We start from the raw sequence: 12,428 nt of genomic DNA on the forward strand, positions 1-12,428 counted from the left end.
GCCCGCCCGAGGCGTGCGACGAGGACTGCTGCCAGTGACCGCGTCGAGCTGCGGTGCGCTCAGCGCCGCAGCTCGTCGACGATGAACGGGTGCACGTCGCGCCACGCGTCCGCGCCGAAGACCACGTCGAGGTGGCCGTAGCCCGGGATCCGGTGCAGCACATGGCGGCCCGGCGCCATCCGCTCGAAGTGATCGAAGCTGCGCTGCTGGCTCTCGGGCAGGAAGCAGCGGTTGTCCTCGCCGGCGATGAACGCGAAGCGCGCGTCGGTGCGCGGCGGCGCGACCAGGCTCGGCAGGATGCCGGGCGCGGTGCCCGCGGGAACGAGGTGCCCGGCCCGCACGCACTCGCGCATCTGGAGGAAGAACGTCATGGGCGCGCCCGCGAACTCGCCGGTGATCCAGTCGTGCGTCGCGCGGTCGATGTTGCGGTGCGCCCACAGCGCAGGGCGCCCGCTGCCGTAGGTGAAGCTCACCATCGCGCACACCGGGTTGCGGCACTCGCCGTGCACGGCCGTCACGCCGGCGCGCAGCATCCGCGAGAACGGGCCCTCGGACTTGTAGCCCCATTTCGGCGAGAGCACCGGCGAGACCCGGCTGATCGTCGGCGCGAGACCCAGGATCTTCACGCGTGAGCCGACCGGCAGCACCGGATGCAGCGACACGGCGTTCGTGACGATCGTCGAGACGTCGGGCAGCAGCCCCGAGATCGCCGACATCGTGAACGACGTCGACCCCTGGCAGTGCACGAACGCCTTCACGGCGTCGGCGCCGGTGCGCTCGCGGATGAGCGCGACCGCGGCCGGGTAGTCGTGCACCGCCGCGTCGTCGAGCGTCCAGGCGACCGGCTCGAGGTCGATCGAGGCGCGCCAGTTGAGCATCCACACGTCGAAGCCGTCGTCGAGGAGCGCGTCGACGAGCGTGCGCCGGATCGGCGGCCGGAAGATCTCGGCGCGCACCCCCGCGCCGTGGACGAGCAGCACCGGACCGCGCGTCGGCGTGATCGACGGGTTCTCGACGTGCAGCATCGTGAGCCAGCGCCCGTCTCCCGCGCGGAACGGGAGGTGCTCGGTGCGATGGTCCTCGCGCGTCGTGCGCGCGGGCACGGGCACGGGCGCCGGACGGGCCGTCGAGCTCGTGGCCGCGCCGCCGCTCATGCCTCCTCCTTCGCGAGCCGTCCGTACGTCGACCACAACCGGCCGAGGAACAGCGAGCCGAATCGCGCCATGGCCTCGGCTCCGCCGGGACCGGTCGTGCGGAACGTCGTGAGCTGCTCGGCGAAATCCAGCGGCGCGATGCGCAGGACGCCGGCGCCCAGCACCGCGGGATCGGTCGGGTCGAGCAGGCCCGTGTCGGAGACCTCCGCCGGCGGCGGCACGTGTCCGTCGAGGACCTGCACGAAGAGCGTCGTCGTGTCCTCCCAGAGGTCGAAGCCGGGATCGTCGCGCACCTCCTTGAACCCCACGAAGGTGACGGGCGTGCCCGCGTCGGTGGTGAGCCAGAGCCGGTACTTCATGAGCCGCTCGTCGTCGCGTGCCGAGCCGACGAAGAGGTTGAACCATCCGCGCTCGACCTGCTGCCGCCCGCCGAGCGCGTCGGACTCGAGGTAGCCCGTCGCGACGCCTTCGTGGGAATCGCCCTCGACGAACGCGTCGATGTCGGGCGCGGTGATCGTGAGCTCGAACATCATGCGCTCGTCGCGCACGCGCGCATCGGCGGCCGCCGATCGGGGGTCGCCCTCGCCGAGGACGAAGAAGCCCTTCATCTGCTCGGTGAAGGCGACCGAGGTGGGGGACGCACCGGGCGCACCCGACGCGCCCGGCGCGGGCCCGATCGGCGGCTCCTCCGGTTCGGGAGTCGTGGCATCCATGTGAGGCTCCTTCCCGGTGGCCGGGCGGCGCCGGCGGCGCTGGCGCGGCCACGACTCGAGCATCCGGTCGGCGGCTCGGTCGGCGAACGCGGCGATCGTGAGCGATGGGTTCGGGCCGACCGGACCCGGCATCGCCGAGCCGTCGACGACCGAGAGCCCCGGGTGCCCCCACACCTCGCCCCACGGGTCGACGACGCCCTCGAACTCGTTGCGCCCCATGGGCGCTCCGCCGAGCGGATGCACCGTGATCACGCGCTTGGCCAGCCACAGCGGGTTGTCGACGAACCGCGCCCCGAGCGAGCGAGCGAACTCCGACATCGTCGTGCGCATGGCCCCGAAGTACTCGAGCGACGTCGCGGTGGTCCAGTCGACGGCCAGCCGGCCGCGGTCGAGGTACATGACCCCGTCGGGCACGTCGCGCCCCATGCCGAGCACCGGCAGCGAACTGGTCGACAGCGAGCTGCGACCGAGCACGTGCGCGAGGTCGGCCGAGATGTTCGACTCGCCGGCCAGGCTCAGGCGCTTGGCGATCATGGTCAGCGCGACGCGCGTCGACCGCGAGACCACGGAGCGCAGCTGCGCGGTCTCGAGCAGCCAGTTCAGGAAGCCGGGGTAGCCGGCCTCCTGGACGTAGTAGCCGCGTCCGGTGCTGCCGTCGCCGTCGACTCGATCGCCCACGCGGATGGCGCTCGTGATGACCGGACCGCGGCTGCCGGCGATGCGGCGAGCGCGCGCGACCTTGTCGATCTGCTCCTTCGCCCCCATGAGGAAGCCGATGAGGTCGCCGTTGCCGCAGAAGCGCGTGCCGAGCGCCGGCGACAGGCCGCGGAGCGAGGCGCGGTTGCGCAGCAGCAGGTAGGTCGACCCGAAGGTGCCCGCCCCGAGCACCACGCGCTGGGCGCGGATCGCGCCCTCGGCCGGCGGCCCCTCGCCCGGACGGTGCACGCGATACCGCACCTCCCATTCGTCGTCGACGGGGCGCACGCCCCTGACCTCGTGCAGCGTGCGCAGGTCGGCGCCGTGGTGGGCGGCCGCGGAGAGGTACGTGTGGTCGAGCGAGTTCTTCGCGCCGTAGTTGCAGCCGATGTCGCACTCGCCGCACTGCGAGCACGTGAAGCGGGCCCGTCCGTGCAGGTTGCCGTAGGGCTTCGGCGCCACGGGCAGGAACGGCCCGACCGCTCCGTCGGCGTCGGCGAACGTCACCGCGAGGGGCGGGCGGAGGGTGTCGTGGCCCGCCGCACGCGCGGCCATCTCGAACGCCTCGGTCTTGGGCGTGTCCCGGTACGGGTAGGGCGTCGCGTCGAGCATCGCCTCGACGCGGTCGTAGTGCGGCTCGAGGTCGTCGCGCGAGATCGGCCAGTTCTCGTAACCCCCGCCCGGGAGGGGCGAGTCGTGCACGAACCACTCCGGATCCTTGCGGAGCAGCACGTTGGCGTAGATGAGCGAGCCGCCGCCGAGCCCCGACGACACGACGCCCTCGAGGCCGCGGAAGCTCCAGGTCTCGAACAGCCCGTAGAGCTCGTCGCCGGGCGACCAGAAGTTCTCGCCGAACTCGGTGGGCGTGCGCGCGAATGCGCCCGGCGGGTAGGAGCGCCCGCGCTCCATGAGCACGACCGAGCGCCCGCCCTCGGCGAGGCGGTGAGCGACGACCGAGCCGCCGAATCCCGACCCGATCACGACGGCGTCGACACGCTCGATCGACTCGACCATCCGCATCCCTCCGGTCACGCATTTGAGCGAGGATGCCTCATGGTCGCACTGCCGGCGGGGCCGCACAATCGGTGGGATCCCTGAAACGACGCGGATCCGCGGCGTCCCCCCACCACTGGGGGTAGGCCCGGCGCACCTCGAGCCGCGGGCCGATCCGACCGGGCGGCCGACCGCCGGGCCGAAAGTCATCGACGCGGGCCCCGGCGCATGCGATCATCGCCCCATGACGCCTGATGTCGAGCCGGTCCCGCCCGGCGCCGGCACCCGTGATGGGGCTGGGCTGCTGTTCATCTTCGGAGTGCTCGTCGCCGCCGTCTGCGGCGGGCTCCGGATGACGGCCGACGGTGCCGCCGGCACCGATCCGACCTTCGACCTGTGGCTCTGGGCCGCGGCGATCGTCACCACGCTGTCCACCGCGGGAGTGATCGCGCTCGTGGGAAGGGAGTACCAGTCACGCCGCCGGTTCGGGGTCGGGATCGCGCTCGTCGCGATGGGCGTCCTGGCGACCGCCGGAGTGTGGCTCGCGATCGCGGCGCTGTAGCGCGACGCGCGGATCGAGCCGGGCGGATTGCGCGGCGATTCCGCGCGCGTCAGCTCCGTTCGAGCGGCCGCCAGACGACGACCGCGTTCTCGCGACGGACGCGCGTGCCCGCGCGCACGGACACGATGTCGCCCTCGGCGCCCGCGGCGAACACGCGGCGGCCGGGGCGGTTGAGCATCTCGTCGGCGAGCGCGCGCTCGAGCTCGCGCACGCGTTGCCGCAGGTCGGTGACCTCGTTCTCGAGCCCGAGCACGCGGCGGATGCCCTCGAGACTCACGCCCTCGCTCGAGAGCTGCTGGATCTCGCGGAGCTGCGCGACATCCCGCATCGAATAGCGGCGCGACTTGCCCGCGGTGCGCTTCGGCGACACCAGGCCCATGCGGTCGTACTGGCGGAGCGTCTGCGGGTGCATGCCGGCGAGCTCGGCCGCGACCGAGATCACGAACAGCGGGCTCTCGCCGTCGACCTGCATCAGGAGCTCCGGCCCTTGGCGAGGAGGTCCTCGCGGGGGTCCTCGTCGGGTAGGTGCGCGGCGAACTCCCGCAGCTTCTCCTCGGCCTCCTTGGAGAGGTGCGAGGGCACGGCGACCTGCACCACCGCGAGCAGGTCGCCGGTGCCCTTGGCGGAGTGCACGCCACGGCCCTTCACGCGCAGCACGCGGCCGCTCGGCGTGCCGGGCGCGACACGCAGCTTCACGGGCTCGCCGCCGAGCGTGGGCACCTGGATGGTCGCGCCGAGCGCAGCCTCGGCGAACGTGACGGGCACGTTGACGCGCAGGTTCAGCCCGTCGCGCTCGAACACCGGGTGCGGGCGCACCTTCACGGTGAGGACGATGTCGCCGGGCTCACCGCCGTCGGGCGAGGGGTGCCCCTTCCCGCGAAGGCGGATCTTCTGCCCGTCGGCGACGCCCGCGGGCACGTTGACGGTGATCTCGCGCCCCTCGGAGGTCTGCAGCGTGATGCGGTCGCCCTTGGTCGCCGTGATGAAGTCGAGCGTCGTCGACGCCGTGACATCCCGGCCCTTCGTCGGACCGCCGAACCCGCGGTAGCCGCCCGACGGCTGGCCGAACCGACCGCCGCCGAACAACCCGCCGAGCAGGTCGTCGTACTCGCCCTGCTGGAAGGTGTACCGCTGGCCCCCGCGGCCGCCCTGGCCACCGAACATGGTGCCGAAGACATCCTCGAAGCCGCCCGCGCCGGCCCCGCCGGGCGCGGTGAAGCGCGCGCCCGACCCCATCGCGCGGACCGCGTCGTACTCCTTGCGCTCCTCGGCGTCGGAGAGCACCGAGTGCGCCTCGCTGATCTCCTTGAACTTCGCCTCGGCCGCGGCATCCCCCGGGTTCTGGTCGGGGTGGTACTTGCGCGCGAGCTTGCGGTAGGCCTTCTTGATGTCGGCGTCGCTCGCGTCCTTCGAGACGCCGAGGATCGCGTAGAAGTCCTTGTCGAACCAATCCTGGCTGGCCATCGGCGCCTCCTTCCTCGAAATCTAGTGGGATCGGTGATCGAGTAGCGCCGCCTGCGGCACGTATCGAGATCGGGTGACCGGATCTCGATACGGCCGCGAGCGGCCTACTCGACCACCGGATGCGTCGCTACGCCGGCGTCTTGACGACGACCTTCGCGGCGCGCAGCAGCGTGCCCCCCAGCGTGTAGCCCGTCTCGACGACGTCGGCGACCGTGTCGACCTCGACCTCGTCGGAGGGCTGCTGGAAGATCGCCTCGTGCCGCTGCGGGTCGAACGCCTCGCCCGTCTCGCCGAACGGCTTCAGGCCCAGCTTCTCGACGGCCGCGCGGAGCTTCGCCGCGATGGTCGCGAACGGGGCGTCGCCCTCGAGGTCGCCGTGCTTCTCGGCCCGGTCGAGGTCGTCGAGCACGGGCAGCAGCACGGCCACGGCCGCGCCGACCGCGCGCTCGCGCTCGACCTCGCGGTTCGCCTCGGTGCGCTTGCGGTAGTTCGCGTACTCGGCCGTGACCCGCTTGAGGTCGGCGAGGTGCTCGTCGCTCGGCTCCTGCACCTCGGCCTGCGCCGCGTTCAGGATGTCCTCGACCGTGAGCTCCTCCTCGCCGACCGCACCGGCGCCCGTCGAGTCGGATGCCGCGGCATCCGTCGACTCGGCCGCGGGAGCGGGCTGCTCGCCCGCCCCCTCGGCCGGCGGCGTGCGAACCTCACCGGTCTCGGGGTCGATGCGCCGCTTGTCGCGGATGACCGGCTCCTCGTGGTTCTGGTTCTCGTCCGTCATCGTTACTTCTTCTCGTCCTCGTCGTCGATGACCTCGGCGTCGACCACGTCCTCGTCGGACGCCTGGGCGCCCTCGGAGCCGGAGGCGTTCGCGTCCTCGCCGGGGTTGGCACCCGCAGCCGCACCGGCCTGCTGCTGGGCGTAGATCGCCTCGCCGAGCTTGCCCTGCGACTGGTTGAGCTTCTCGAACGCCGACTTCACCGCGTCGTCGTCCTCGCCGGCGAGCGCGGTCTTCAGCGCGTCGACGTCGCCCTGCACCTCGTCCTTGACGTCGGCCGGGAGCTTCTCGTCGTTCTCCTTGATCAGCTTCTCGATCGAGTAGACGAGCTGCTCGGCCTGGTTGCGGGTCTCGGCCGACTCGCGGCGCTTCTTGTCCTCGGCCGCGTGCTCCTCGGCGTCGCGCACCATCCGCTCGATGTCGTCCTTCGGGAGGCTCGAGCCGCCCGTGATCGTCATCGACTGCTCCTTGCCGGTGCCCTTGTCCTTGGCGGACACGTGCACGATGCCGTTCGCGTCGATGTCGAAGGTGACCTCGATCTGCGGGATGCCGCGGGGCGCCGGGGCGATGCCGGTCAGCTCGAACGTGCCGAGCGGCTTGTTGTCGCGCGTGAACTCGCGCTCACCCTGGAACACCTGGATCGCGACCGACGGCTGGTTGTCGTCGGCGGTCGTGAAGGTCTCGCTACGCTTCGTCGGGATGGCCGTGTTGCGCTCGATGAGCCTGGTCATGATGCCGCCCTTGGTCTCGATGCCGAGGCTCAGGGGGGTGACGTCGATGAGCAGCACGTCCTTGCGCTCGCCCTTGAGGACGCCCGCCTGGAGCGCCGCGCCGACGGCGACGACCTCATCGGGGTTCACGCCCTTGTTGGGCTCCTTGCCGCCGGTCTCCTTCTTGACGAGCTCGGACACCGCGGGCATGCGGGTCGAGCCGCCGACGAGCACGACGTGGGCGATGTCGCCGACCTTGATGCCGGCCTCGCGGATGACATCCTCGAAGGGCTTCTTGGTGCGGTCGAGCAGGTCGCTGGTCATGTTCTCGAACTGGGCGCGCGTGAGCGTCTCGTCGAGGTTGGCCGGGCCCGACTCGGTGAGCGAGAGGTAGGGCAGCTGGATGCTGGTGCTCATGCTCGAGCTCAGCTCCTTCTTGGCCTGCTCGGCCGCCTCCTTCAGGCGCTGCAGCGCGATGCGGTCCTTCGAGACATCCACGCCGGTGGTGTCCTTGAAGCGCTTGATGAGGTGGTCGACGATGCGCTGGTCCCAGTCGTCGCCGCCGAGGCGGTTGTCGCCGGCGGTCGCGCGCACCTGGATGGTCGAGAAGTCGTCGTCCTTGCCGACCTCGAGGAGGGACACGTCGAACGTGCCGCCGCCGAGGTCGAAGACGAGGATGAGCTCGTCCTCCTTGCCCTTGTCGAGGCCGTACGCGAGCGCGGCCGCGGTGGGCTCGTTGATGATGCGCAGTACGTTGAGGCCGGCGATCTCGCCCGCCTCCTTCGTGGCCTGGCGCTCGGCGTCGTTGAAGTACGCGGGCACGGTGATGACCGCGTCGGTCACCGTGTCGCCGAGGTACTGCTCGGCGTCGCGCTTGAGCTTCTGCAGGATGCGCGCCGAGATCTCCTGCGGCGTGTACGGCTTGCCGTCGATCTCCTTCTTCCAGTCGGTGCCCATGTGGCGCTTGACCGACGAGATGGTGCGGTCGACGTTGGTCACGGCCTGGCGCTTGGCGGTCTCGCCGACGAGCACCTCGCCGTCCTTCGTGAACGCCACCACCGACGGGGTGGTGCGGAAGCCCTCGGCGTTCGCGATGACGACGGGCTCGCCGCCCTCGAGGACGCTGACGACCGAGTTGGTGGTGCCGAGGTCGATACCGACTGCACGTGACATGTGTGACTCTCCTTCTGCCAGGAGGGTTTCGCGGATGTCGCCCCCCGGCGATCGGCCCGGCGGTGCCCGCCCGCAGCCGAAGTTCGTGATGGCCGGAACTTGAGTCCCGGCCGCTCAAGTCTCGCAGCGGCATCCGATCGATGTCAAGTCGCCGTCGTGAAACTTGAGCCTACTCGACTCAACCTGCCCGCTCCCGTCGCTATTCCATCGCGTTCCTCCCGCGCGAACTCCGGCCCGGGCCCTTCCACGTACGTCGCGCGGTGGCAGTCGGCTTGACGCGGGGGCGCCTCGGGGCGGGCGACCTCACCGCCCCGTTCCGCGGGGTGCGTCGGCCCGACGGTACGGTCTCCGGAAGGGGGCCTGTCGAAGCGGGCCACTCGCACCGTAGGGTTCCCCACAACGGTGCGAAGGGGAGAACATGGTCCGGTCGAGCAGGAAGATCATCGGCGGCGCCACCGCCGCGGTGCTGGTGATGGGTGCGTTCGGCGCATCCGCGGCGGCAGCCGCGCCGGGCGGGAAGGAGCCGGACAGCGCAGGTCCGAGGTTCAGCTCGGGCGCCTCGGGCGTCGGCGACGCCTACTTCCCGTACGCGGGCAACGGCGGGTACGACGTGCAGCACTACGACCTCGAGATCCGCTACACCCCGCCGGCGCCATCGCCGGCGCCGCTCGAGGGAGAGCTCGACGGTGTCGCCACGATCGACCTCGTCGCGACGCAGGACCTCGACCGGTTCAACCTCGACCTGCGCGGCATGGAGGTGCGCGCCGTCACCATCGACGGCAAGCCCGCGGTCGGCATCGAGCCGCCCCTGGCCGGGCAGACCGTCGAGGGCGCCGCCTACTGGCACGTCCAGGACGACGAACAGCGCGCGTGGGAGCTGACCATCCAGCCCCGGCCCAAGCTCAAGGCGGGCCAGGCGGTGGAGGTCGTCGTCGAGTACGGCGGCACGACCACGCGCCCGGAAGACATCGAGGGCGCGCTCTACGGCTGGGTGACCACGCGCGACGGCGCCATGGTGGCCAGCGAGCCCGAGGGCTCGATGACCTGGTATCCGGTGAGCGACCACCAGACCGACAAGGCGACGTACTCGTTCGCCATCACCGTGCCCGAGGGCAAGGTCGCGGTCGCGAACGGCCTGCCGGCTGGCGACCCGGTCACCGCCGACGGCTGGACCACCTGGTTCTGGGATGCGCCCGACGCGCAGGCCAGCTACCTCACCACCGCGTCCGTGGGCGACTACGACCTGCGGGACACCACGACGGCAAGCGGGCTCCGAATCATCGATGCCGTCGACGACGGACTGACGCCATCCCGGCTCGCCACCACGAACGCGAGCCTCGCGCTCCAGCCCGAGATGATCTCGTTCCTCGAGAGCCACTTCGGCCCGTACCCGTTCAACTCGTACGGCGCGATCGTCGACGACGACAGCGTCGGCTACGCCCTCGAGACGCAGACCAGGCCCATCTATTCCAGCCAGGCGTCGCAGGGCACGGTGCTCCACGAGCTCTCGCACCAGTGGTTCGGCAACGCCGTGAGCCCCGAGCGCTGGCAGGACATCTGGCTCAACGAGGGCTGGGCGACGTACTCGACCTGGCTCTGGAACGAGCACCGCGGCGGCATCACGGCGCAGCAGGCCTTCGACAACTGGTACGCCCCGGCTCGCACGCAGGCGTACTGGGACTTCCAGATCGGCGACCCGGGCGCCTTGGGCCTGTTCGCGTCGCAGGTCTACAACAAGGGCGCGGCCACGCTGCACGCCCTTCGCGTCGAGGTCGGCGACGAGGCGTTCTTCGAGGCCACGAGGCTCTGGCTCGAGCGCTACGACGACTCGGCCGGGACCGCCGAGGACTTCCAGGCCGTGTTCGAGGAGGTCTCGGGCGAGGACCTCGACGGGTTCTTCCAGACCTGGCTCTACGACCAGGTCAAGCCGCCCGCGACGTGGACGAACGCCGGCTGAGCCGAGGCCGAGGCGAACCGCGCTGACGCGCCGGGCACGCGCCCGGCGCGTCAGTGTCGTCAGTCGCCTTCGGCGAGCAGGCGGCGCAGGATGTCGCCGAGGTGCGCTTGATCGCCGGGTGCGAGCCGCGCGAGCAGCTGCGCCTCGACCCGGTCGCGGGCGGCGACCGCTGAGGGCAGCATCGATCGCCCGGCCGCGGTCGCGCGGACGAGCACCGATCGACGGTCGGTCGGCGACGGGATGCGCTCGACGAGCCCCGCCCGTTCGAGCCGGTCGAGTCGCTTCGTCATACCGGCCCGCGTGACCCCCGCGCGCTCGGCGAGCTCGGAGGGCAGGGCGTCGCCGCCGGCGACGACCTCGAGCACCGCGAGTTCGGCGCGGGTGACGCCGTGCTCCTTGAGCACGAAGTCCACGACGGCGCCGGTCACCTGCGAGGCCCGGTCGAGCAGCGCGAGCAGGCTCACGCTGCGACGGCCTCGGCGAGGATCTCGCGAACCGCGGCCTCGAAGGCCTGGAGCGGCTGCGCGCCGATGACGCGCCCGACGGGGACGTCGCCGCGGAAGACCACCGTCGTGGGCATCGAGCGGATGTCGTACGCGGCGGCGAGTTCCGGGTGCGCGTCGACGTCGACGTGGTCGATGCGCACGGCGGGGTGGCGCTCGCCGAACGAGCGGAGGACCGGCTCGAACGCTCGGCAGGGGCCGCACCAGGCGGCGCCGAACTCGACGAGGCGGATGGCATCGGGAGCGGAAGTGGTGTCCATGGTGATAGTCAACCAGTTCACTACTTTCGGTATTCCCTCACCGCGAACGGGCATCCAGCCGACGCTCGGGCGCTCCCGCGTACCCTTGAGGCATGCCGACCGACGCGCCCGAGACCCCTGCACGCCCCGGGGAGACGGCGGCGACCCCGCGCGAGGGCGCGGAGCCCGGCGGCGCGGTCCGCGAGACGCGGGCCGGCGCCATCCGCTCGACCACGCCGCGCGGCGCCCGCCAGGTGCGCCCCCAGACCGAGGGCTGGCAGCAGCAGAAGGGCGCCGACGGACGGCCCCTGCTCCAGTTCGCGTCGCCCAAGCGCGGCAAGCCGCCGGCCCACCTCGCCGACCTCGCGCCCGACGAGTGGAAGGCGAAGGCCGACGAGCTCGGCGTGCCCGCCTTCCGACTCAAGCAGGTCGCGCGCCACTGGTTCACACGCTGGACCAGCGACCCGGCCGAGATGACCGATCTGCCGGCCGCGGGCCGCGAGGAGCTCGTCGCCGGCCTGCTGCCGCCGCTCCTCACCGAGGTGCGCCGCCTCGAGACCGACCGCGGCGACACGATCAAGTTCCTCTGGAAGCTCCACGACGGCGCGCTCGTAGAGTCGGTGCTCATGCGCTACCCCGGCCGCATCACGCTGTGCGTGTCGAGCCAAGCCGGGTGCGGCATGAACTGCCCGTTCTGCGCGACCGGCCAGGCGGGCCTGACCCGCAACATGTCGGCCGCCGAGATCCTCGCGCAGGTCGTCGAGGCGAACCGGGTCATCGCGGCGGGGGCCCTGCACGGCAAGCGCGCCGACGACGGCACGCCCGAGCGCGTCTCCAACATCGTGTTCATGGGCATGGGCGAGCCGCTCGCGAACTACGCCCGCCTGATGCGCGCCGTGCGCACCATGGCGGCGCCGGCTCCCGAGGGCCTCGGCATGTCGGCGCGCAACATCACGGTCTCGACGGTGGGCCTCGTGCCCGCCATCCGCAAGCTCGCCGACGAGCACGTCCCGGTGACCTTCGCGCTCAGCCTGCATGCCCCCGACGACGGCCTGCGCGACGAGCTCATCCCGGTGAACTCGCGCTGGAAGGTCGACGAGGCGCTCGACGCCGCGCGCGAGTACTTCGAGAAGACCGGTCGCCGGGTCTCGATCGAGTACGCGCTCATCAAGGACATGAACGACCACGGATGGCGCGCCGACCTGCTCGCCGAGAAGCTCAACGAGCGCGGCCGCGGCTGGGTGCACGTCAACCCGATCCCGCTGAACCCGACGCCCGGCTCGATCTGGACCGCGTCCGAGCTCGACGTGCAGCAGGAGTTCGTGCGCCGGCTCACCGACGCGGGCATCCCCACGACCATCCGCGACACGCGCGGCAAGGAGATCGACGGCGCCTGCGGGCAGCTCGTCGCCACCGAGGAGGACGAGGCGGCAGCAGCGCGCGCCTGAACGCCGCGCTCAGGGCACTCCCGGAGTCCGACGCCGACGGCCGC

11 protein-coding genes are annotated in these 12,428 nt (G+C 71.7%); 3 read left to right on the plus strand and 8 right to left on the minus strand.

Features of this window, described 5'->3' with window-relative positions:
• Positions 1-59 precede the first annotated feature (59 nt).
• Both JOD46_RS00710 and JOD46_RS00715 read right to left on the minus strand, forming a co-directional pair.
• Complete coding sequence (locus JOD46_RS00710; protein ID WP_239562495.1) at positions 60-1,154, minus strand: alpha/beta hydrolase; 1,095 nt, start codon at positions 1,152-1,154, stop codon at positions 60-62.
• Positions 1,151-3,577 (minus strand): GMC oxidoreductase, encoded by a 2,427-nt coding sequence (locus JOD46_RS00715; RefSeq protein WP_239562497.1) that lies wholly within the window; start codon positions 3,575-3,577, stop codon positions 1,151-1,153. The genes JOD46_RS00710 and JOD46_RS00715 overlap by 4 nt, the downstream gene beginning before the upstream one ends.
• 223 nt (positions 3,578-3,800) lie before the next feature.
• Here JOD46_RS00715 and JOD46_RS00720 point away from each other — a divergent pair, with 223 nt between their 5' ends.
• Positions 3,801-4,118, plus strand: coding sequence for a hypothetical protein (locus JOD46_RS00720; RefSeq protein WP_204390878.1), 318 nt, complete (start codon positions 3,801-3,803; stop codon positions 4,116-4,118).
• A gap of 49 nt (positions 4,119-4,167) precedes the next feature.
• Here JOD46_RS00720 and JOD46_RS00725 read toward each other — a convergent pair whose 3' ends face one another.
• The 4 genes from JOD46_RS00725 to dnaK all read right to left on the minus strand — a co-directional run bounded on the left by JOD46_RS00725 (position 4,168) and on the right by dnaK (position 8,237).
• Complete coding sequence (locus JOD46_RS00725; protein ID WP_204390880.1) at positions 4,168-4,590, minus strand: heat shock protein transcriptional repressor HspR; 423 nt, start codon at positions 4,588-4,590, stop codon at positions 4,168-4,170.
• The gene (locus JOD46_RS00730; protein WP_204390882.1) at positions 4,590-5,582 is read right to left on the minus strand and encodes a DnaJ C-terminal domain-containing protein; all 993 of its coding nucleotides are present in this window, start codon (positions 5,580-5,582) and stop codon (positions 4,590-4,592) included. Before JOD46_RS00730 ends, JOD46_RS00725 begins: the two co-directional genes overlap by 1 nt.
• Before the next feature lie 127 nt (positions 5,583-5,709).
• Positions 5,710-6,357, minus strand: coding sequence for a nucleotide exchange factor GrpE (locus JOD46_RS00735; RefSeq protein ID WP_204390884.1), 648 nt, complete (start codon positions 6,355-6,357; stop codon positions 5,710-5,712).
• Positions 6,358-6,359: 2 nt separating this feature from the next.
• Entirely contained in the window at positions 6,360-8,237 is a 1,878-nt protein-coding gene (dnaK, locus tag JOD46_RS00740; protein WP_204390886.1) for a molecular chaperone DnaK, read from the minus strand.
• 418 nt (positions 8,238-8,655) lie between these two features.
• Between dnaK and JOD46_RS00745 the strand changes: the two genes are divergently transcribed.
• A complete protein-coding gene (locus JOD46_RS00745; RefSeq protein WP_239562499.1) occupies positions 8,656-10,194 on the plus strand; it encodes a M1 family metallopeptidase in 1,539 nt (512 codons plus the stop codon).
• A 59-nt stretch (positions 10,195-10,253) separates the two neighbouring features.
• Here JOD46_RS00745 and JOD46_RS00750 read toward each other — a convergent pair whose 3' ends face one another.
• On the minus strand, positions 10,254-10,658 hold the full coding sequence (locus tag JOD46_RS00750; RefSeq protein WP_204390888.1) for a MarR family winged helix-turn-helix transcriptional regulator: 405 nt from the start codon (positions 10,656-10,658) through the stop codon (positions 10,254-10,256).
• A complete protein-coding gene (locus JOD46_RS00755) occupies positions 10,655-10,957 on the minus strand; it encodes a thioredoxin family protein (RefSeq protein ID WP_204390889.1) in 303 nt (100 codons plus the stop codon). The genes JOD46_RS00750 and JOD46_RS00755 overlap by 4 nt, the downstream gene beginning before the upstream one ends.
• Before the next feature lie 92 nt (positions 10,958-11,049).
• On the opposite strand from JOD46_RS00755, the gene rlmN reads away from it, so the two are divergent.
• Complete coding sequence (rlmN, locus tag JOD46_RS00760) at positions 11,050-12,384, plus strand: dual-specificity RNA methyltransferase RlmN (RefSeq protein WP_204390890.1); 1,335 nt, start codon at positions 11,050-11,052, stop codon at positions 12,382-12,384.
• The last annotated feature ends 44 nt before the right edge of the window (positions 12,385-12,428 follow it).

It is taken from the genome of Agromyces aurantiacus (genome assembly GCF_016907355.1).
Classification (GTDB): Bacteria; Actinomycetota; Actinomycetes; order Actinomycetales; family Microbacteriaceae; genus Agromyces; species Agromyces aurantiacus.